Annotated in this window: 25 protein-coding genes; 10 read left to right on the forward strand and 15 right to left on the reverse strand. The window is 69.1% G+C overall.

Going from position 1 to position 19,376, the window contains the following annotated elements:
• Positions 1-52 precede the first annotated feature (52 nt).
• A complete protein-coding gene (locus tag ACZ6DT_RS09080; protein WP_465591000.1) occupies positions 53-556 on the reverse strand; it encodes an Rv3235 family protein in 504 nt (167 codons plus the stop codon).
• A 110-nt stretch (positions 557-666) separates the two neighbouring features.
• Between ACZ6DT_RS09080 and ACZ6DT_RS09085 the strand changes: the two genes are divergently transcribed.
• Positions 667-1,071 (forward strand): HAD family hydrolase, encoded by a 405-nt coding sequence (locus ACZ6DT_RS09085; protein WP_465591003.1) that lies wholly within the window; start codon positions 667-669, stop codon positions 1,069-1,071.
• Here ACZ6DT_RS09085 and ACZ6DT_RS09090 read toward each other — a convergent pair.
• Positions 1,046-1,825 (reverse strand): TrmH family RNA methyltransferase, encoded by a 780-nt coding sequence (locus ACZ6DT_RS09090; protein WP_465591005.1) that lies wholly within the window; start codon positions 1,823-1,825, stop codon positions 1,046-1,048. The genes ACZ6DT_RS09085 and ACZ6DT_RS09090 overlap by 26 nt on opposite strands.
• A 34-nt stretch (positions 1,826-1,859) precedes the next feature.
• On the opposite strand from ACZ6DT_RS09090, the gene ACZ6DT_RS09095 reads away from it, so the two are divergent.
• On the forward strand, positions 1,860-3,266 hold the full coding sequence (locus tag ACZ6DT_RS09095) for a WS/DGAT/MGAT family O-acyltransferase (RefSeq protein WP_465591008.1): 1,407 nt from the start codon (positions 1,860-1,862) through the stop codon (positions 3,264-3,266).
• Positions 3,263-3,754, forward strand: coding sequence for a DUF6912 family protein (locus tag ACZ6DT_RS09100; RefSeq protein WP_465591010.1), 492 nt, complete (start codon positions 3,263-3,265; stop codon positions 3,752-3,754). Before ACZ6DT_RS09095 ends, ACZ6DT_RS09100 begins: the two co-directional genes overlap by 4 nt.
• 72 nt (positions 3,755-3,826) lie before the next feature.
• Here ACZ6DT_RS09100 and ACZ6DT_RS09105 read toward each other — a convergent pair whose 3' ends face one another.
• The 6 genes from ACZ6DT_RS09105 to rsgA all read right to left on the reverse strand — a co-directional run bounded on the left by ACZ6DT_RS09105 (position 3,827) and on the right by rsgA (position 9,305).
• The gene (locus tag ACZ6DT_RS09105; RefSeq protein ID WP_465591013.1) at positions 3,827-4,711 is read right to left on the reverse strand and encodes an NAD-dependent epimerase/dehydratase family protein; all 885 of its coding nucleotides are present in this window, start codon (positions 4,709-4,711) and stop codon (positions 3,827-3,829) included.
• Between the two features lie 60 nt (positions 4,712-4,771).
• Positions 4,772-5,566, reverse strand: a complete 795-nt coding sequence (locus ACZ6DT_RS09110) for an SCO4651 family lipoprotein (RefSeq protein WP_465591016.1) — start codon at positions 5,564-5,566, stop codon at positions 4,772-4,774.
• Between the two features lie 73 nt (positions 5,567-5,639).
• On the reverse strand, positions 5,640-6,320 hold the full coding sequence (locus tag ACZ6DT_RS09115) for an SCO4651 family lipoprotein (RefSeq protein WP_465591019.1): 681 nt from the start codon (positions 6,318-6,320) through the stop codon (positions 5,640-5,642).
• A 141-nt stretch (positions 6,321-6,461) separates the two neighbouring features.
• A complete protein-coding gene (locus ACZ6DT_RS09120; RefSeq protein ID WP_465591021.1) occupies positions 6,462-7,337 on the reverse strand; it encodes an SCO4651 family lipoprotein in 876 nt (291 codons plus the stop codon).
• Positions 7,338-8,234 (reverse strand): SCO4651 family lipoprotein, encoded by an 897-nt coding sequence (locus ACZ6DT_RS09125; RefSeq protein WP_465591024.1) that lies wholly within the window; start codon positions 8,232-8,234, stop codon positions 7,338-7,340.
• Between the two features lie 60 nt (positions 8,235-8,294).
• On the reverse strand, positions 8,295-9,305 hold the full coding sequence (gene rsgA / locus ACZ6DT_RS09130) for a ribosome small subunit-dependent GTPase A (protein WP_465591027.1): 1,011 nt from the start codon (positions 9,303-9,305) through the stop codon (positions 8,295-8,297).
• A 101-nt stretch (positions 9,306-9,406) separates the two neighbouring features.
• Here rsgA and ACZ6DT_RS09135 point away from each other — a divergent pair, with 101 nt between their 5' ends.
• Together ACZ6DT_RS09135 and ACZ6DT_RS09140 are read left to right on the forward strand one after the other, a co-directional pair.
• Positions 9,407-10,165 carry an SOS response-associated peptidase gene (locus ACZ6DT_RS09135; RefSeq protein ID WP_465591030.1) on the forward strand — a complete coding sequence of 253 codons (759 nt, stop codon included), beginning with the start codon at positions 9,407-9,409 and terminating at the stop codon, positions 10,163-10,165.
• Entirely contained in the window at positions 10,162-10,770 is a 609-nt protein-coding gene (locus tag ACZ6DT_RS09140; protein WP_465591032.1) for an alpha/beta hydrolase family protein, read from the forward strand. Before ACZ6DT_RS09135 ends, ACZ6DT_RS09140 begins: the two co-directional genes overlap by 4 nt.
• On the opposite strand, the gene ACZ6DT_RS09145 is transcribed toward ACZ6DT_RS09140, so the two are convergent.
• Both ACZ6DT_RS09145 and ybaK read right to left on the reverse strand, forming a co-directional pair.
• Positions 10,720-11,283 carry a hypothetical protein gene (locus ACZ6DT_RS09145; RefSeq protein ID WP_465591035.1) on the reverse strand — a complete coding sequence of 188 codons (564 nt, stop codon included), beginning with the start codon at positions 11,281-11,283 and terminating at the stop codon, positions 10,720-10,722. The genes ACZ6DT_RS09140 and ACZ6DT_RS09145 overlap by 51 nt on opposite strands.
• 194 nt (positions 11,284-11,477) lie before the next feature.
• Positions 11,478-11,954, reverse strand: a complete 477-nt coding sequence (gene ybaK / locus ACZ6DT_RS09150; protein WP_465591038.1) for a Cys-tRNA(Pro) deacylase — start codon at positions 11,952-11,954, stop codon at positions 11,478-11,480.
• A 190-nt stretch (positions 11,955-12,144) separates the two neighbouring features.
• On the opposite strand from ybaK, the gene ACZ6DT_RS09155 reads away from it, so the two are divergent.
• Together ACZ6DT_RS09155 and rsrA are read left to right on the forward strand one after the other, a co-directional pair.
• Positions 12,145-12,783 (forward strand): sigma-70 family RNA polymerase sigma factor, encoded by a 639-nt coding sequence (locus ACZ6DT_RS09155; RefSeq protein WP_465591836.1) that lies wholly within the window; start codon positions 12,145-12,147, stop codon positions 12,781-12,783.
• On the forward strand, positions 12,780-13,103 hold the full coding sequence (gene rsrA, locus ACZ6DT_RS09160) for a mycothiol system anti-sigma-R factor (protein WP_465591041.1): 324 nt from the start codon (positions 12,780-12,782) through the stop codon (positions 13,101-13,103). The genes ACZ6DT_RS09155 and rsrA overlap by 4 nt, the downstream gene beginning before the upstream one ends.
• Before the next feature lie 79 nt (positions 13,104-13,182).
• Here the strand turns inward: rsrA and ACZ6DT_RS09165 are convergent, their stop codons facing one another.
• The gene (locus ACZ6DT_RS09165) at positions 13,183-13,257 is read right to left on the reverse strand and encodes a 50S ribosomal protein bL37 (protein WP_369299112.1); all 75 of its coding nucleotides are present in this window, start codon (positions 13,255-13,257) and stop codon (positions 13,183-13,185) included.
• Between the two features lie 106 nt (positions 13,258-13,363).
• Between ACZ6DT_RS09165 and ACZ6DT_RS09170 the strand changes: the two genes are divergently transcribed.
• Positions 13,364-14,890 carry a sensor histidine kinase gene (locus ACZ6DT_RS09170; RefSeq protein ID WP_465591044.1) on the forward strand — a complete coding sequence of 509 codons (1,527 nt, stop codon included), beginning with the start codon at positions 13,364-13,366 and terminating at the stop codon, positions 14,888-14,890.
• Positions 14,891-15,197: 307 nt separating this feature from the next.
• Here the strand turns inward: ACZ6DT_RS09170 and ACZ6DT_RS09175 are convergent, their stop codons facing one another.
• On the reverse strand, positions 15,198-15,452 hold the full coding sequence (locus ACZ6DT_RS09175; RefSeq protein WP_037306843.1) for a WhiB family transcriptional regulator: 255 nt from the start codon (positions 15,450-15,452) through the stop codon (positions 15,198-15,200).
• Positions 15,453-15,725: 273 nt separating this feature from the next.
• Positions 15,726-16,652, reverse strand: coding sequence for a diacylglycerol/lipid kinase family protein (locus tag ACZ6DT_RS09180; protein ID WP_465591047.1), 927 nt, complete (start codon positions 16,650-16,652; stop codon positions 15,726-15,728).
• Positions 16,653-16,934: 282 nt separating this feature from the next.
• Here ACZ6DT_RS09180 and ACZ6DT_RS09185 point away from each other — a divergent pair, with 282 nt between their 5' ends.
• Positions 16,935-17,438, forward strand: a complete 504-nt coding sequence (locus ACZ6DT_RS09185; RefSeq protein ID WP_465591050.1) for a hypothetical protein — start codon at positions 16,935-16,937, stop codon at positions 17,436-17,438.
• A 193-nt stretch (positions 17,439-17,631) separates the two neighbouring features.
• Here ACZ6DT_RS09185 and ACZ6DT_RS09190 read toward each other — a convergent pair whose 3' ends face one another.
• Positions 17,632-18,114 (reverse strand): GNAT family N-acetyltransferase, encoded by a 483-nt coding sequence (locus tag ACZ6DT_RS09190; protein ID WP_465591053.1) that lies wholly within the window; start codon positions 18,112-18,114, stop codon positions 17,632-17,634.
• Between the two features lie 2 nt (positions 18,115-18,116).
• Positions 18,117-18,710 (reverse strand): acid phosphatase, encoded by a 594-nt coding sequence (locus tag ACZ6DT_RS09195; protein ID WP_465591055.1) that lies wholly within the window; start codon positions 18,708-18,710, stop codon positions 18,117-18,119.
• Positions 18,711-18,772: 62 nt separating this feature from the next.
• Between ACZ6DT_RS09195 and ACZ6DT_RS09200 the strand changes: the two genes are divergently transcribed.
• Positions 18,773-19,243: a hotdog fold domain-containing protein gene (locus ACZ6DT_RS09200; RefSeq protein WP_465591058.1), complete on the forward strand. Its 471-nt coding sequence runs from the start codon at positions 18,773-18,775 to the stop codon at positions 19,241-19,243.
• The last annotated feature ends 133 nt before the right edge of the window (positions 19,244-19,376 follow it).

Consider the following 19,376-nt stretch of genomic DNA (forward strand, 5'->3'; position numbering starts at 1 on the left):
CTGCGTGAAGGCCCCTTCCCCGGATCAACGAGGGAAGGGGCCTTCACGCGCATCAGGCCGCGAGCGCGGAGACGCGGCGCGGCGGCTTCAGCAGGTGGAAGCGGGTGCACACCCAGCCCGCCGACGTCCGCTCGAAGCGTGCGGCCAAGGCGAGGCAGCGTTCGTTCTGTTCGACGGTCGCGCAGGCCTCGATGACGCCGTCCGCCGGATGGCACAGGTGGATCGACTTCGGCCGGTAGCCGCCCGGTGGACGGCGTCGGCCCCTGTCGAGCAGTGCGCTGTGGAGCGCCGGATCGAGGATCGGCCGCACCTGGACCGCCGGACGGCGTCCGTCGCAGGCTTCGAGGATGGTGGTCAGCAGCCTGCCGACCTGCCGCCCGTCCAGGGTGTCGGGCCGTGGCTCCGGCACCTCCACGATCTTTTCACCGGACAGCGGCAGATCGAGCACGAGCTGGTTGTCCGGCGGCGCCACCCGGTGCACCGCCCTGCCCGGCCTGCCGGCGAGCCGGTACGGCGGTTCGAATGGTTCAAGTCGCCTCAGTACGTACGAACTCATCGGAGTGTCCCCTCCGCGGCCCCTCGGCCACGCCCAGCAAGTAAGGGACCGGCGGTGGGCCGACCGGCGACAGGGACCGCCCGAGAGGATGAACTGGGCGGTGATCGCTTGTGTACGGTGGGCCGGTGCTGAAAGGGCTGGTCATCGACTACGTCGGGGTGCTCACGGACGACGGCGCGGACGAGCTGTACGCGTACCTGCGGTCGGCCAGGGGACGCGGTATCAAAACGGCCTTGCTGTCGAACGCTCCCGGCGCGTCGGACGAGGCCAAACGGTCACTCGACCCGTTCTTCGACGCGCTCGTCTTCTCCGGCGAGGTGGGCGTGGCCAAACCCGAACGTGAGGTCTACCTGCTCACCGCGGGGCTGCTCGACCTGCCCGCCGACCGGTGCGTGTTCGTCGACGACGCGGCGCACAACGTCCGCGCCGCGGTGGCGGCGGGGATGGCGGGAGTGCACCACACGTCGGTCGAGGAGACGCTGATCGAGCTCAGCGCTTTGTTCCCGAAGCCTTAGCGCGGCGCACCAGCTCGAAGGACAGCACCGCGGCGGCGGCCGAGACGTTGAGCGATTCGACCTCGCCGGGCATCGGGATCGACACCCACTCGGTCACCAGTTCGCCGACCTCGGCACCGACCCCGTTCGTCTCCCCGCCCAGCACGAAGGCCGCGCGCCGCGGCAGCTCGACGTCGAACACCGAATTGCGTGCCGACGCGCCCAGCGCGTAGATCCCGTACCCGGCTTCGGTGAGCATTTCGGCCGCTTCGCGCGCGCTGCCGCACCGCAGCACCGGCGCGCGGAACGCGACCCCGGCCGACGCCTTGACCACCATCGGGTCGAGGGCGGCGACCCCGCGCCGCGGCACCACGACGCCCTCCAGCCCGGCGGCGGTCGCCGTGCGCAGGATCATCCCGACGTTCGCCGGGGTGGTGATGCCGTCGAGCAGCAGCACCCGCGACGGCGGCCTGCCGTCGGAAAGGGCCGCGTGCAGCGACCGCATCCGCGGGGCGACGACGTCGGCCAGCACCCCTTGGTCCTGTTTGCCGTTGCCCGCCAGCACCTTGACGCGGTGCGCGCTCGCCCGCCGCACCGGCACCCCGGCGGCCTTGGCGGCACGCTCGATCTCGGCGGCGTTCGGCCCGCGCACGGTGTCGGCGAGAATCACCTTGTCCACCTCGAGCGCCGCGTCGTCCAAGGCCTCGAGCACCGGTTTGCGCCCGTACACCGTCAGGAACCGGTCTTTCGGCGAGATCACCGACTCATCACCCACACCGGCGAGTCTCCCACTATGTAAGGATCGGCCCATGCCCGACCGCCTGTCCGCGCTGGACGCCTCGTTCTTGTACGTGGAAGACCACGCGACCCCCATGCACGTCGGTGGGGTGGCGATCTTCGAGCGACCGCGCGACGGCTTCACCCACGAGCAGCTGCTGGACCTCGTCGGGCAGCGGCTGGCGTTCCTGCCGCGCTACCGGCAGCGGGTGCTGGCGGTGCCGGGGCACCTCGCCCGGCCGGTGTGGGTCGACGACGTCGACTTCGACCTGAATTACCACGTCCGCCGGTCCGCGCTGCCGCAGCCGGGCTCCGACGGCCAGCTGTTCGATCTCGTGGCGCGCCTGATGTCGAGGCGGCTCGACCCGGGAAGGCCGCTCTGGGAGGCGTACTTCGTCGAGGGGCTGGCGGGGGATCGCGTCGCGCTGGTGACCAAGACACACCAATCGGTGGTGGACGGGCTCGGCACCATCGAGCTCGGCCAGCTGATCCTCGACGCTACCCCGCAGGAGCCGGAACCGTTCGACGACAACTGGCGTCCGCGCCGGGAGCCGAGCCGCACCCAGCTGATCCTCGACGCGGTCGCCGAGACCGTGCAGCGGCCGACGGAGCTGGTGGAAAACGTCCGGTCCATCGCCCACGACGCCACCGCGATGGCGGGCAAGGTCACCGAAACGGTCGGTGACGTCGCGTCGGCGCTGAAGACGATGGTGCATCCGGCGCCGTCCGTGCCGCTCAACGTCCGCACCTCCGGCGGCCGCGTGTTCGCCGTGGTCCGCACGCGGCTGGAGGATTTCCGCAAGGTCCGCGCCGACCACGGAGGCACGGTCAACGACGTCGTGCTCGCGGCCATCACCGGCGCGCTGCGGGAATGGCTGCTCTCGCGTGGTTCGAACCTGACCGCGACGACCACCGTGCGCGCGCTGGTGCCGATGGCCGTCCGCGACGCCGAGACGGCCGAATACTCGACGCCGGCGCTGGTCGGGAACCAGGTCGACGCCTATCTGGTGGATCTCCCGGTCGGCGAGCCGAACGCGGTCCTGCGGTTGCAGCACATCGGCCACGCGATGGCGGACCACCTCGACTCCGGCCGTTCGGTCGCCGCGCGTGGGCTCCTGACCGTCGGCGGCTTCGCGCCGGCGACGCTGCATTCGCTGGGCGCGCGGGCGGCCGGGTCGATGTCGGGACGCATCTTCAACGTGCTGATCACGAACTCGCCGGGCCCGCAGGTGCCGCTCTACGCGGGACAGGCGAAGATGGTGGAGATGTTCCCGGTCATGCCGCTGGTGCGCAATCAGGCGCTGGCGATCGGGGTCACCTCGTATCACGGCGGTGTCTACTTCGGACTGAACGGCGACCGCAAGGCCGTGTCCGATGTGGACCTGCTCGCCGGGATGATCGAGGAATCGTTGGAAGAGCTGAAGGGTGCGCACTGGTGAGGGTCTATCTACCGGCGACGATCGCGATGCTCCGTGAGCTCGAAACCTCGGGAGAGTTCCGGGCGCGCAGCGGCACGGGATTCGCGCTGACCCCGGCGCTGCGGGAGTCCTACGCCAGCGGATCCGACGAAGAACTCGAGTACGCCGCGCTGCTCGACGCAGCCAGGGCCTCGCTCCGGCTGATCGGGGCCGAGGAGAAGCCCGAGCCGCGGCGGGTGGTGATCTCGGCCGACATCGAGGAGGTCACGCTGCGCCCGGATCTCGACGCCGCCGTCGTCCGGCTGTCCGGGCCGGTGAAGATCGCCGACGTCGCCGCGATCCACGTCGACGCGGCCGAAGCCGCGGAGTCCGTGCAGGCCGCCGCCGCGGTGATCGACCAAGCCGACCTCGGCGACCCGGACGCGGAGTTCACCCTCGGCGACGCCGAAGACCACGAACTCGCCTGGTACGCGCCCCAAGAGCTCCCTTTCCTGCTGGAACTCCTGTAACCCCCGTCCGCGTTTCGTCCTCTGAACGCGGTCCTTGCACGCGCAACTACCGCATTCAGAGGACGAAACGCGTCAGAACCAGGACGGGCCGGGCACCGGGCGTTCGGGCCGCCAGCCGGTCGCTTCGGTGAGCCGGGTCGAGACGACCCGTTGCGAACGCGCCAGCACCGACATCAGGCCCAGCCGGTTCGCCAGCCACTTCGGCAGCGCGCGCGGCCGCCGGACACCGGCCGCGGCGGCCATCGCCTCGCCGAGTTCCTGCTTCCGCACCGGATCCGCGGCCAGGTTGTAGACGCCGCTCGGCGCCCGCAGCGCCGCGATCGCGCCCGCCGCCGCGTCGTCCGGGTGGATCGCCGCGGTCCAGTCGGTCCGGCGGCCGAAGATCAGCGGCGAACCGCGCCGCGCGGCCGCCAGCATCGTCGCGGTCATCGGGTCGTCGGAGACCAGGAGCCCGATCCGCAGCCGGATCGCGGTGCGTCCCTCGTCCGCCAGTTCCGCGATGTTCGCGTGCGCCACCGTCGAGGACGCGATGTTGCCGCGCAGCGCGAGTGGCGCGTCCTCGTCCAGCCGCTCGTCGCCGCCGTCGGCGTAGACGAACGAAATCCCTTCCTGCACCAAGATTCCCAGCTCGTCGATCCGTCGAGCGGCGTCGGCAAGGGTCCGGCTGCCGTCGATCCGCACGCGGTCGTTCTCCGCCCAGCCGGACAACGTCATCGCGTGACGTGCGTCCGGGATCCGCGTCGCGACGTTCACCACCGCGTCGTGCCCGTTCAGCGCGCCTGCCAGCGAATCGACGTCGAACAACGAGCCCCGTACCGGTTTCGCGCCGGTCGCCCGCACCGCCGCGACGCGGTCCACATCGCGGGCCAATCCGCTCACCTCGTGGCCTTCGGCCAGCAGACGACGCACCAGTGGACGTCCCAGCACCCCGGTCGCCCCGATCACCATCACGCGCATGTTCGTTCCTCCTGTCACCTTCACGAGAGGGACGAGACGGGGCCGGGGAACGTGACAGGGTCAGCCTGGCGGGATCTCCCCGATCTCCTCCGGCGGCGGCGCCTGGATGTCGGCCCGCGTGCCCCATTCGCTGTAGCGCGTGACGATCCTGGCCATCGCGCTGTCCGGGACGCCGGAAGCGGCGAGGACGGGGGCGAGGTCGAGGTCGATCCGCAGCGGCTGGTGCGCGTCGTCGAGCCAGACCTCCATCGGGATCTTCCCGAGTTTGCCGTCCAGCGCCCTGACGGCTTCCGCCGACAATCCGGCAGGCAGATCACCGCCGAGCGCGGCCATGTCGACGTCGAGCCGGTAGTGCTCGGCGGACACGCCGTCGAGTTCGGTGTGCCCCGATCCGGTGAGCGTGCCCGCCCGCCGGACCTGGTCGAGCGCGCGGACGGGATCGTTCTGCTTCGCCAGCTGGTCGATGCTGCCGCCGGCCACCTGCGAGAACGGGTCCGCGCCGTCGGGGGACACCTTGACCCAGGGTTTCCCGCCGGGAACGTCCTCACGGGCGGTCTCGGGAACCTTGGCGAAGACGGTCTTGTCGACCAGCCGGAGTTCGAGCGGCTCGCCGAGGAAGTCCGTGGTCATGGCCAGCGCGGTGCCCGTCCCCGCGACCCGCGCCTGGCCCTGGCTCTTCGACCGCATCGTGCCCGCCGTGACGTCTGTGGCGAACTTCGCGGCTTTGCCGTCCATGGCGGACATGGTTCCGTCGGCGAGCGCGCGGGCGTCGGCGAACGAGACGGTCTCGCCGTCGCACGCGCCGAGCAGCGCGCCGAGTACGAGCACAACGGTGGACAGGGCCGTTCTCCGCATGAGGACCTGCTTTCGAAGTGCGGGCACCCCAGCGAAACACAGTCGCGGACCTCGCCCCGATCGGGGGAACGGCTCAGCGGCTGTCGCCAACCGCCTCGGGCGGCGGCGCGATGATCACCACGTCCGAAGCCCAGCTTTCGTACTTCACCGTGGCCTTGTCGATGCTGACCTGCACCGGGCGCTGCTCGGCGTCCAGCCACACCTCGGCGGGGGCGCCGCCGAGGTCGAGGACGTAGTGCGTGGCGGCCGTGCCGTTCACATCGGCCTGGCCGGACTTGGTGACCTTGCCCGATTTCGCGATCCGGTCGACCGTGCGGGTCGGATCCATCGTCTCGACGACCTTCGTCATCAGCGCGCCGTTGGCCGCGGAGAGCGTGTCCTTGCCGCCGTCGGTGATCTTGACCCATTCCTTGCCGGTCTTGTTCTCCTGGACCTCGGCATCCGACAGGTGGTAGTAGAGGACGCCGTCGGCGAAGATCAGGTCCCGTTTCTCACCGGCGATCTCGGCGACCATGGAGAACTTGCTGTTCGGGCCCTCGTAGAGCCCGGAGCTGGTGACGGCGACCTTGCGGCCGTCCTCCGCGGTGGTCTCGAGCGCGATCTTGGAGGAACGGGCCTTCTGGGTGCTCGCGGCGGCGGCCGCGGCCAGTTGTGCCGCGTCCCGCGCGGGTGGCGCCGCCGGTTCCTCTCCGCCGGAACAGCCGCCCAGCAGCAGGAGAGCGGTACAGACGACGGCGAATCCGGTGGCACGCATAGGACTCCCTCGGGTGAATGGTCTGTACCACCACCGTAGTGCCTGTCGCGTGAATTTCCACCGTCCGAATGTCGGGGTACGCGTGAAGGCCCTCTTCTCTCGGCTGAACGAGGAAGAGGGCCTTCACGTCAAAGCTGGGAGCTAACCGCCCGCTTGCTTCATCATTTCGGCGTAGTCGCCCACCTCGGCGGCGGGCGGCGGAGTGACGTTCACCGGCGTGCCCCAGTCGCTGTAGGTGTAGGTCGACTTGGCCTCGCCGTCCTGCGAGCCTCCCCCCGACTTCATGAACGAGGTCATGTCCATGGTCATCTTCAGCGGAAGCTGCTCGGCGTTGAGCCAGAGTTCGGCCGGGATCCGCGGATCCTTGCCTTCGAACCGCTTCTCGACCTCCGCCCGCTGATCGGCGGGGATGTCGTCGCCGAGGAACATGCCGAGCTGTTTCCTGGCGTCGAATTCGACGAAGTAGTGGTTCACCGGGACGCCGTCCAGCCGGGTCTGTTCCGACCTGATGACGCGGCCGGTCTTTTCGACCAGCTCCAGCTGTTTCACCGGGTCGCCCATCTCGAAGGACCTCAGCATGGCCTTCCCCACGGCCTTCACCTGCGGATCCTCGCTGTTCAGCGGGATCTTCCCCCAAGCCTTGTCCGTCTTGAGCCGGGCTCTCTCCTCCGCGGGCAGCTTGACGAACACGGTCTGGTCGACCAGGCGCAGCCCGGCCGTCTGGCCGTCGAAGGTCATGTTCGCCTCGATCTTCGAGGCGGGGCCGTCGTAGAAGCCCAGCAAGGTGCCCGTGACCCTGGAAGTCCCCAGCATGCCGTCGATGGTCGCCTTGGAGGACTTCGCTTTCCGAGTCCCCTGCTTCGCCGCCTCGACGAGGCCTAGCGCGTCGGCGAACGGGGCGGCCAGCGCGAGCTCGCCACCCTTGTTCTCGGCCGTCGCGCCGGGGCGGGTGCCGCAGCCCGTGACCACGAGGGTCAGGGCCGCGGCCACCGCGGTGACCTTGAAGATGCGACGCATCTACCGGCCGCCGGCCTTCTTCATGATCTCCGCCAGGTCGCCGACCTGGTCGGCGGGCGGGGCGGCGACGGTGATCGGCGTTCCCCAGTCGGTGTACTTGATCGTGGCCTTCGACGAGCCCTCACCGGGAGCGCCCAGCGCCTTCATGAACGCGGTCTGGTCCATGGTGACCTGCAGCGGAAGGTTGTCGGCGTTGAGCCACAGCTCGGTGGGGATGGTGACGTTCTTGCCCTTGAGCTTCGCGTCGATCTGCTTCTGCGCCTCGGGCGGGAGCGGCACACCGGCCTCGCCCACGACGAGCGCGATCGCCTTCTCGACCTCGATGTCGATGACGTAGTGGTTGGTCAGCTCGCCGTTCAGCTGGACCTGGTCGGACTTCGTGATCTTCCCGGCCTTCGCGACCTGCTCGAGGGTGCGGGACGGGTCGCTGTCCTTGACGGCCTTCGACATCATCTTGCCGAGCAGCTGGGACATCGGGTCCTGGCCGTCGGCCGAGACCTTCACGTACTCCTTGTCGGTCTTCATCTCCGCCTTGTCGGCGGCGTCGAGCTTGAAGTACAGCGCCTTGTCGACGAACAGGATGTCCATCTTCTTGCCGTCGCTGTCCATCGACATGGAGAACTTGCTGTTCTCGCCGTCGTACAGGCCCTGACCGGTCACGGTCATGGTCTGGCCGCCGGAGGAGGCCTCCATGGAGACCTTCGACGACTTGGCCTTCGTCGTGCTCTCCTTGGTGAGAGCGGCCAGCTGGACCGCGTCGCCCAGCGGCGACGAAAGCATGCTCTTCGTTTCGGAAGGAGCGGGGGCAGCCGCGCCGGGCTGCTTCTCGCCACCACAGGCGGACAGCGCCAGGACGGCGGCCGTGGTGACGGCGGCGAGCGTGATTACGCGCTTCAAAAGGACCCCTCAGAGAAGTTGATCTAATCCGAACGGGTTATCGCGCCAGGCCGGAATTAGTTACCGATCGTCGTCATGTCCAGCTCGGGAGCCCAGAAGTCGGCGCAACGAGCCCAACCGCTCCGGGCTCGCGTGACCGTCGGTGACCACGTCGTCGAGCGCGCACTCCGGGTCCGAAGGCGGCCCGAGGTGCCCGCAGCCGGAGGGACACTCTTCGCCGGCCTCGGCGAACTCCTCGAAGGCGAGCACGATGTCGTCGGCGGTCACGTGCGCGAGCCCGAAGGAGCGGATGCCCGGAGTGTCGACCACCCAGCCGCCGCCGGGCAGGGAAAGCGCGACCGCCGCGACGGACGTGTGCCTGCCCTTGCCGACCGCGCTGACCACGCCGGTCGCCAGTCCGGCGTCCGGCACCAGCCGGTTGACCAAAGTGGACTTCCCGACGCCCGAATGCCCGACCAGCGCGGTGACCCGGTCCTTGAGCCGCCCGGTCAGTTCCTCCGGATGCTCGTCGTGCCGGGTGACCACGGCCGGGATGTCGAGGCCCGCGTAGCCGGCGAGGAGTTCGTCCGGGCTCGCCAGGTCGGCCTTCGTGAGGCACAGGACCGGCTCGAGGCCGCCCGCGTAGCAGGCGACGAGGCAGCGGTCGATGAACCCGGTGCGCGGCGGGGGATCGGCCAGCGCGGTCACGATCAGCAACTGCTCGGCGTTGGCGACGACCACCCGTTCGAACGGATCGGTGTCGTCCGCTGTCCGGCGCAGCACACTGGAACGCTCGTCCACCCGGATGATTCGGGCGAGGGTGTCCGGCTTGCCGCTCACGTCACCGACGATGCCGACGGTGTCGCCGACGACGACCGAGACCCGGCCCATCTCGCGGGCTCGCATCGCGGTGACGACCCGCTCCGGATCCGAGTCGATCGCGCAGGTCCAGCGCCCGCGGTCCTTGCCGATGACCATCGCCGTGGAGGCGTCGGCGTGCTCGGGACGGCGTTTGCTGCGCGGCCTGGTGCCCTTGCCGGGACGGATCCGCACGTCGGTTTCGTCCAGCCTGCGCCAGTCCTTGCCAGCCAAACCGCCTCCTGCTCTTCGAACACCGCTGAACAATGATCCCATGCTGCTCGCCAACGTCCGGCCGGCGTGTAACGATGACTGTCGATCAGGGAGGTTTTCGCATGTGCGGGCGTTATGCCGCGACCAAGGATCCCGCGGCGCTGATCGACGAGTTCGCCGCCGTGGACCTGACCGAGGGCCGGGTCCGGACCGATCACAACGTGGCGCCGACCAAGGACGTCCCCACCGTGGTGCAACGACATCCGCGGGACGCCGACGGCGCGGTGCTCGAGGACGAGCCCGCCGTCCGGTCGCTGCGGATGATGCGCTGGGGACTGGTCCCGTTCTGGGCGAAGGACCCCGGGGTCGGCTCGAAGATGATCAACACGCGTGCCGAGACGGCCAAGGAGAAGCCGTCGTTCAAGAAGGCGGTCTCCGCGCGGCGTTGCCTGGTCCCCGCCGACGGCTGGTACGAGTGGCGGCGTGACGGCAAGGAGAAGCAGCCCTTCTTCATGACCGGCCCGGGTGACGGCTCGCTCGCGTTCGCCGGTATCTGGGAGACCTGGCGGTCGAAGGACGACAAGGAAGCCGACCCGCTGATCACCTTCTCCGTGATCACCACGGACTCGGTCGGCAGGCTCACCGACATCCACCACCGCATGCCGCTGCTGATGCCGCGGGAGAAGTGGGACACCTGGCTCGACCCCGACCGGCCCGACGTCACCGACCTGCTCGTCCCGCCCGCCGAGGACCTGGTCGACACGATCGAGCTGCGGCCGGTGTCCAGCCTGGTCAACAACGTCCGGAACAACGGCCCGCAACTGCTGGACCGCGTCGAACCCGCCGCCGAAAGCGCGCTCTTCGACGTGCCGAAGTCATGACGAAACTGGAGATCGACACCGCCTACGGTCCCGCGCGGGCCGAGCTGCACTGTGCCGAGGAAGGCATCGCGGTGCTGATGCTCGGCCACGGCGCGGGCGGCGGGATCGGCGCGAAGGACCTGGTCGCGGTCACTCGGGCGGCGCAGGCGGCCGGTGTCCACGTCGCGCTCGTCGAACAGCCGTACCGGGTGGCGGGCCGCCGCGCTCCCGCGCCCGCCACGCAACTCGACACCGCTTGGCTCACCGTGTCCGACGAGATCTCCGCACGGTTCGACGCTCTCCCGATCGTCTTCGGCGGCCGGTCCTCCGGGGCCCGCGTCGCCTGCCGGACCGCCGCGGCGGGACAGGCGGTGGCGGTGCTCTGCCTGGCCTTCCCCGAACACCCGCCGGGGAAGCCGGAAAAGTCCCGTCAGGGCGAGCTGGACGCCGTCGAGGTCCCGACGCTGGTCGTCCAGGGCGAGCGTGACCCGTTCGGCCTGCCCAAGGCGGGCCCGCATCACGAGATCGTGGTGCTCAAGGGCGACCACAACCTCAGCGCCGACCTGGAAGGCGTGTCACGCGCGGCCGGCGAGTGGCTCGAGCGTGTGCTGCGGCCGATCGCCTGAGAGCCGCCGCCGGGCGTAATGCACGGTGACGGCCGCCACCAATGGGCCCCAGAGCAGGAGCGGCGCGTAACAGGCCGCCATGACGATGCCGTAGATCGGCGAGTCCTCCCAGCTCCCCGATGCCATCGAAGAACCGGCCTCCGCCCAGCCGAACAGTGCCTGGACGCTCAACGCGATCAGGGCGATCGCTCCCGCGGCGGCCGGGAGGATCGCCGCGAGCGGCGGGATCCGGCGGCCACGCAGCCCCGGGATCCAGCGCGGCCACACCTCACCCCATGGCCGGACCAGTCCGAGGGTGAGGAACGCCAGCGCTTCGGCGAGCAGGCTCAGGCCGAAGACGTAGGCCTGGCCCCAGCCGGGGATGCCGAACTCGTCCAGCCCCTGCGCGGTGAACCCGACCGGGAGGCCGAGGCCCATCGCGACCCGCCACAGCCCCGACGGCAACGTCACCAGCAATGTCGCGTGGGCGGCGAGGTTCGCCCATCTCGGTACGCCGGACACGGTCTTGGTCATTTCGTCGCTCCCAGGAATCGTCGTTCGCTCGCCGATGACGATTCCCGAACGCGGGTGCGTGATCTTCCCGCTGCGGACCGAGCTCCCTCCCTCGGGAGGGTGAGTTCCCGGTTTACTCCTCCCGCATTTCGTCCTCTGAATGCGGTCCTTGCGCGTGCAACTACCGCATTCAGAGGACGAAATGCGGGAGGTGTTCAGCTCGCGATCGGAGCGACGACGGCGCCAGTGAGCCGCACCAGGTCACCGGGGGCGAGTTCGACCTCCAGGCCGCGGCGCCCGGCCGAGCAGTGCACAGTCTCGAACTTCTCCGCCGAAGCGTCGATCACCACCGGCAGCCGGCTCCGGTGCCCGAGCGGCGAGATCCCGCCGAGCACGTATCCCGTCGCGCGCTGTGCGGCGGCGGGGTCGGCCATCTTCGCCTTCTTGCCGCCCGCGGCGGCCGCGAGCGCCTTGAGATCCAGCTGGCCGGTGACCGGGACCACGCCGACGGTCAGTTTCCCGTCGACCTCGGCGACCAGTGTCTTGAACACGCGCGCGGGATCGAGTCCCAGCGCCTCGACGGCTTCGAGGCCGTACGACTCGGCTCGCGGATCGTGGTCGTAGGCGTGCAGAATGTGCGCCACCTTCTGCTTCGCCAGCAGTGCCGTCGCCGGGGTTCCCTTGCCTGCCATGGGCGGAGTCTACGAGCGCGCCGGGAATGCCCGGCCGGGACGCACTGTTGAAAGGCACGTGTCCACCACACTCGAAGCTCCCCGAATCCTGATCCCGCGCACGCCGGGCGGCCAGGTGATCCGTCCCCGCGTAAACTCGACGTCGTCTCATGCGCACAAGCGCATCGACGCCGATCGGGAAGGGAACGGTTTGCCGAGCACGCAGAATCCCGCGCCGGACACGGGCACGGACGCCGAAGAGACGGCCGCGCGGGCCGAGCGCTTCGAGCGGGACGCGATGCCCCTGCTCGACCAGCTGTACTCGGCCGCCATGCGGATGACCCGGAATCCCGCCGACGCCGAGGACCTCGTCCAGGAGACGTACCTGAAGGCGTACGCGGCCTTCGCGTCCTTCAAGGCGGGTACGAATCTCAAGGCGTGGATGTACCGCATCCTCACGAACACCTACATCAACGGCTATCGCAAGCGTCAGCGCCAGCCGGTGCAGCAGCCCACCGAGGAGATCACCGACTGGCAGATCGCCAAGGCGGAGAATCACACCTCCACCGGGCTGCGCTCGGCCGAGGTCGAGGCGATGGACAACCTGCCCGACGCCGACGTCAAGGAAGCGCTGCAGAAGCTGCCCGAGGAGTTCCGCCTCGCGGTCTACCTCGCCGATGTCGAAGGTTTCGCGTACAAGGAGATCGCCGAGATCATGGACACGCCCATCGGCACCGTGATGTCCCGGTTGCACCGCGGCCGCGCCCAGCTCCGTGACCTGCTCGCCGATGTCGCCCGCGAGCGGGGTTTCATCCGCGCGGGCAAACAACAGGAGGTGGCGGGGCGATGAGCGAGGACTACTGCTCCGGCGCGGACGACAAGGTCCGGTGCGAGGAAGCCCTCGCCGACATCTACCTGCTGCTGGACAAGGAGTGCAGCGCCGAGCGTGACGCCGCCCTGCGCAAGCACATCGAGGACTGCCCGCCGTGCCTCGAGGAGTACGGCATCGACGAGCACATCAAGCAGCTGCTCGCCCGTAAGTGCGGCGGCGACCACGCGCCGGACGAACTCAAGTCCCGGCTGCGGGCCTCGATCCGCCAGACCGTGCAGACCAAGGGCGCGATCACCATCGAGCGCACCGAGGTCAAGATCGAGCAGACCTTCGACTGACACGGCGTAAGGCCACTCAGGACACACGAAGGCCCCCGTACCGGATCGGTGCGGGGGCCTTCGCCGTCTGATCGAATGATCAGGAGTTGGGCTTCTTGCCGTGGTTCGCGCCGTTCTTCTTACGGTCGCGACGCTTGCGGGCGCGCTTCGACATTTTTCACTCCTCGTCCGAGTGGCCCTCGCGGGGTGATACGACACCGCTGGGCCAGGGTCAACCTCTCCAGTGTGTCATGCGGCCCTCACCCTGCTTGGATGGGGACGTGTCCACCCTTGCCGATCTGCTCGCGGAGAACACCGGCCTGTCCGGTGAAGCCGCGGATCATCTCCAGACCGTGGTCGCCGAATGGCAGCTGCTCGCCGACCTGTCGTTCGCCGATTTCCTGCTCTGGGTCGCCGTTTCGGAGGAGTTGCAGCCCGACGGCGGCGACTACGTCTGCGTCGCGCACGCGCGCCCGACGACGGCGCCGACCGCCCATCCGGAGGACGTCGTCGGCTCCCGGTTCACCGTCGACGAGCATCCGCAGCTGGCCAAGGCGAGCCGTGAGGTGCGGATCTGCCGCGAAGAGGATCCGCACTGGTATCGCGACCTGCCGATGCGCCGCGAGGCGATCCCGGTGGTGTTCGCCGGCACGGGGGTGATCGCCGTCCTCAGCCGCGAGACCAACCTGGCCGCCTCTCGGGTGCCGAGCCCGCTCGAAATCGCCTACCTCGGCAGTGCGGGCGACCTGTGCCAGATGATCGTCGACGGCACCTTCCCCAGTCCGGGGAACCAGACGGACACGCACACCAGCCCGCGCGTCGGCGATGGCCTGATCCGCCTCGACCCGACCGGCACCGTGGTCTTCGCCAGCCCGAACGGGTTGTCGGCCTATCACCGGATGGGGCACGAATCCGATCTCGTCGGGCAGCGCCTCGCGCCGCTGACCCGCTCGCTCATCCGTGACCCGTTCGACGCGACCGAGGTGTCGCACCGGATCATCGAAGCGCTCGACGGCAAGCCCAGCAGTCGTACGGAGGCGGATTCCCGCCGCGGCGCCGTCGTCCTGTTCCGTGCGCTGCCGCTGCGCCCCGCCGGGCAGGCCGCGGGCGCGCTGGTGCTGGTGCGCGACGTCACCGAGGTGAAGCGCCGTGACCGCGCCCTCCTTTCGAAGGACGCGACCATCCGCGAGATCCACCACCGGGTGAAGAACAACCTCCAGACCGTCGCCGCGCTGCTGCGGCTCCAGTCACGCCGGACCTCCAGCGAAGAGGCGCGGCTCGCCCTCGGCGAGTCTGTGCGCCGGGTCTCTTCGATCGCGATGGTGCACGAGGCGTTGTCCATCTCGGTGGACGAACGGGTCGATCTCGACAAGCTGCTCGACAACGTCCTCCCGATGGTCGGTGAGGTCGCGACGGCCGAATCGCAGGTCGGGCTTTCGCGCAAGGGCTCGTTCGGCGTCGTCATCGCCGAGATCGCGACGCCGCTGGTGATGGTGCTGGCCGAACTGGTCCAGAACGCCATCGAGCACGCGTTCCCCGACGGACGGCCGGGCAAGGTCGAACTCGAGGTGGAACGCTCGGCTCGCTGGCTCGACGTCGTCATCCGCGACAACGGGCGCGGACTGCCCTCGGGTTTCTCGCTGGAACGCAGCGACGGCCTCGGGTTGCAGATCGTGCGGACCCTCGTGGAGTCGGAACTGCGCGGATCGCTGTCGCTTCGTGGACTGCGCGGGGAAGCCGAGGAGGCCGGCGGCCGCCGGGCGGGAACCGAAGCGGCCTTGCGGATCCCGTTGTCGCGACGGCTGTGACAGCGTCCGGAATGGACTGTCGCGTTTAATCGTCCCTTGTGGACAGTCTCACCCGGACACGTTTTAGGGCCGGCGCCCGAAGAGAAAGAGGGCGCCGGCCCTGTAACGGTTCCGCGGGAGGACTTGGAAAAGTCCGGTGAAGCCATACCCCCGTGAGGGCGTGTCGGCCTCGCTTGTTAAGCTCAAGTCGGGTACGTGCTACCTCGCAACGCATGGCCGTACAGCCACTGCGCCGCAGGAGTTTCCCGAAGCTTGGGGTCTTGCTCAGTTGTGAGTAATGCGATGAAGCGTGCTGAGTCCGAAAGACTCAGGCGGAGGTACGCGTGCCGATGTGCGTACGACGGCGCTTCAGGGCCCGTCGCTCGTCCTCGCTCATCCCGCCCCACACGCCTGCGTCCTGCCCGCTGGCCAATGCCCAGGCCAAGCAGTCGGAAGCGACGGTGCAGCGGTGGCACACGGCCTTCGCCTGCGTTACCTGCGACAGAGCAGGACCGCTGGTTCCCACCGGGAAGAACAGCTCGGGGTCCTCGTCTCGGCAGGCCGCGTCGTGGCGCCAGTCCATGTTTCTGAGCTCCTTCATAACGGCGCGGTAGTCCGCGCCATAGTCGTCATGGCGGTCGTTTTTTTGGGTGCTTGTGAATGCTTTCACGAAGCACCCGTTTCGACAAGGGTTTTCCAAAGATCGGTGAGTCAGCTCACCCGGCCGAGCGACGCTTCTGACCTGCGGTTTCGTTCCGAAACAGCCTTGCGATGGGAAGGCCGATGCGGTGAGTGGAGGTTCTGCGTCGATGAGCGGCAGGTCGTACTTTGCCGCAGGCGATCAGTGGTCCGGTCGTCAGACGATTACCGTCAGTGCTTCCGGGACGCTGAAGAATTCCACCCTCTTCCGCTGGCCGACGAGGTCGCCGTCCACCTGGAAGTTTACCGGTTCAGCAGCGTCTATGCGGATCATCGGCAGGTCATCGTGACGAAGGAGACGTCGTCCGCGTTGGTTGCTCTTCGTGAGCAATGCCTGCCGTACATGCTTGACCACGGTGGGCAATCCGAGACCGTTCAACGCGAAAAGGCCCAATCCGGTGTCGAACGAACTGCCCGGGTTCAGGTGGACGGGACGGTCTCCCAGGTAACTCCACGGATCGGTGTTCGACACGAAAGCGGTCAGCACTTCGGTGGGCTCTTCACCCGGGATCCGGACCGTGAGGGGTGGACGGCCGAGCGGAGGCCGCAGATGCGACACCACGGCGGCCCTCAGGTAAAGCCCCGCGGTGGTCTGCTTGCCCCGTCGCTTGGCCACCCGGCCGACGACGTCGGCGTCCCAGCCCAGGCCGGCGTTGAAGGTGAACCAATGGCCGTCGGCGATCCCGAGGCCGACCTTGCGGCTCCGGTCGTTCTCGATGGCGTTGAGAAGCTGATGGGTCGCTTCCACGGGGTCGTGCGCGATCCCCAGCGCGCGGGCGAAGACGTTCGCCGAGCCGCCGGGCACGACACCGAGCATGGGGACGTCGCCGAACTTCGCCGGATCGCCGTCGGCGTCCGCGAGCAGGCCGTTGACCACCTCGTTGACCGTGCCGTCGCCGCCGTGGGCGACCACCAGGTCGATCCCGTCACGGGCGGCGGACCGGGCCACGGCCATCGCGTGGCCGCGGTAGTCGGTCTCCACCACGTCGAGTTTGACCTGGCTGGCCAGTGCGTGCGCCAGCACGTCACGGCCACCGGCGGTGGTCGAGGTGGCCTGGGGATTCACGACGAGGATGGCACGCACATACCGCAGGGTAAGCCTCTTTCGCCCGAAGAGGGGAGCGTCAGGTGACGCGAAGCTCATATGGCACGGACGTCCTCGAGCAGCACCGTATGACCCCTGTGGCGGGCGTCCCTCCTCACCGCCGGTGAAGGACAGCGTGTCGTGACAAGTGCACCCGGGCCGACCGCCCGCTCATCGACGACGCCCCCAATTCTTCCCATCCGGCGGTCAGGGGAAACCGGCCGACCGGGTGGCATACGATCGAAAGTGCTCACGTACGGTGACCCGCCCTGGTGGAGTGCCGTGACCGGAAGCCTGGAAGGCTGTTTCGCCGTGTCCATCGCAGACAAGCTCTCGCCCGCGCCCCGTGAAGTCCGCCTCGCCGGGGCCGTCATCGCGCTGCCGGGGCTCGCCCTGATCGTGTTCGCGATCCTGCTCCTGGTCAACGGCCAGGCCGGACCGGAGAACCTCGTGGCCGAGGTCGCCTACTACCTCGTCCTCGCCGCCGGAACGCTGGCCTGCGCGGCCGGGCTGGTGATGGGGAAGACGTGGGCGAGGTCGCCCGGTGTGGTCGTCGCGCTGATCCTGGTGGGGGTCGGCTGGTACGGCGCTGGCCCGTCCGGGCAGCCGCTGTGGGGAGTGCCGCTCGCGTTGATCGGCGTCGCCGTCATCGCGCTGCTGTTCCGCCGCCCTTCCCGCGCGTGGGCGCTCGGGATGCAGGAGGGCGAGAGCGAGGAAGAGGCCGCCGAGCGCGACGGAGCCGCGGGTCGTGCGGCGCGTCGCGAACGCGAGGAGCGCGACTCCTGACAACCGTGACGCGGCGCCGCACTCGCGTGATCAGAGACGGATCTCGCGTGCTTGGACACGGATCTCGCGTGATCGGAGACGGGACTCGCGTGTTGGAGGCCGTATCTTCGAGTGCGGCGTCCAGTCACGTGAGTTACGTGTCTGATCACGCGAGTTACGCCTTCGCTCAGCCGCGGACCTGAATTGCTCCTCGCTAGGACTGGGCGGCCAGCGCCTTCAAAGGCTCGTCGGTGAGGCGGTCGACGGTCCATTCGTCCATCGGCACCGCGCCGAGGGACTTGTAGAAGCCCTGTGCCGGGTTCCAGTTGAGCACGGACCATTCGAGGCGGGCGTAGCCCCGCTCGACGCAGACCGCCGCGAGAGTCGCCAGAAGCGCCTTGCCGAGGCCGGAGCCGCGCTGCTCGGGGCGGACGTAGAGGTCCTCCAGGTAGATGCCGTGCACGCCGCGCCAGGTGGAGAAGTTGAGGAACCAGAGCGCGTAGCCGACGATCTCGCCGTCGACCTCGGCGACGTGCCCGAACAGGCCCGGAGCCTCGCCGAACAGCGCCGTGCGCAGCTGTTCGGGCGTGAGGTGGCATTCGTCCGGGGCGCGTTCGAACTCGGCGAGGTCGTAGACGAGCTGGACTACGGCGTCCACGTCTTCTTCGCGGACGCGCCGGATGTGGTGGTCGGCCACGGTCAGTCCTCTGTGGTGGGGAGCAGGTTGAGGTGTTCGATCTGCGGCTCGCCGCGTTCGTCGCCGAGCACCGCGACACCGGCCGGGTCGAGTCCGAAGTGGACGCCCGCCGTCGACGGCAGGCCGATCCAGCGCGCGACCAGCACGCGGCTGAAGTGGCCGTGGCCGACGAGGATCACGTCACCCTCGCCGAGCGGTTCGCGGACGCGTTCGATCAGCTTGTCCGCGCGGGCGTTGACGTCCTCCGCGCTTTCACCGCCGGGGATCGGATGCGACCAGACCGTCCATCCAGGAACCGTCTCGCGGATCACCGGGGTGCTGACGCCCTCGTAGTCGCCGTAATCCCATTCGGCCAGCTCTTCGGTGACCTCGTCGACGCGCAGCCCGGCCAGCTCGGCCGTCCGCAGCGCGCGGGTGCGGGGGCTGGACAGGACGAGGGCGGGAGAGCCGCCGAGCACCGCGCGCAGGGTGGCGCCCGCCGCGCGGGCCTGCCTCTCGCCTGCGGTCGTGAGCGGGATGTCGGTGCGTCCGGTGTGCCGTCCGTTGACGGACCACTCGGTCTGACCGTGCCGGAGGAGAAAGAGCCGATGTGCCACGTTGCGAATATAGCCTGCGGCCCGGTTATGCTACTGGCGAGTAACATGATGAGGAGACCGTGATGGCGCAGAACCCGACCTACGCGATGTGGAACCGGCTGGCGGGCACGCCGGTCGGCAAGAAGCTGTTCTCGGCGGCGATGTGCCTGCGTGTGCCGTACTTCCGGACGGTGCTCCCGATGGTGCGCGACCTGCGTCCCGGCCGGTGCGAGGTGACGTCCCCGAAGTGGTGGGGGGTGCACAACCACATCAAGACCTTTCACGCGATCGCGGCATGCAACCTCGCCGAGATCGCCATGGGCATGCTCGCCGAGGCGACCGTTCCGACGACGCATCGTTGGCTGCCAAAGGGGATGACGGTCTCCTACGTGGCGAAGGCCGAGACGGGCCTGCGCGCGGTCGCCGAACTGCCGGAGTTGCCGGAATTCGGCGACGAGGGCTTCGAGCTCCCCGTGCCGGTGACGATCACGGACACGAACGGAAGACCCGTCGTGACCGCGACCATCACCATCTGGGTGACCAAGAAGAAGTAAGCGCCGGGTTGCGTGGGTCGTGGGGGGGGGGGGGGGGTTTTCCCCCCAACCCCCCCCCCCCCCCCCCCCCCCCCCCCCCCCCCCCACACACCCCCACCCCCCCCCCCCCCCCCCCCTCCCCCTCCCCCCCCCC

Source organism: Amycolatopsis sp. NPDC041971 (genome assembly GCF_055588925.1).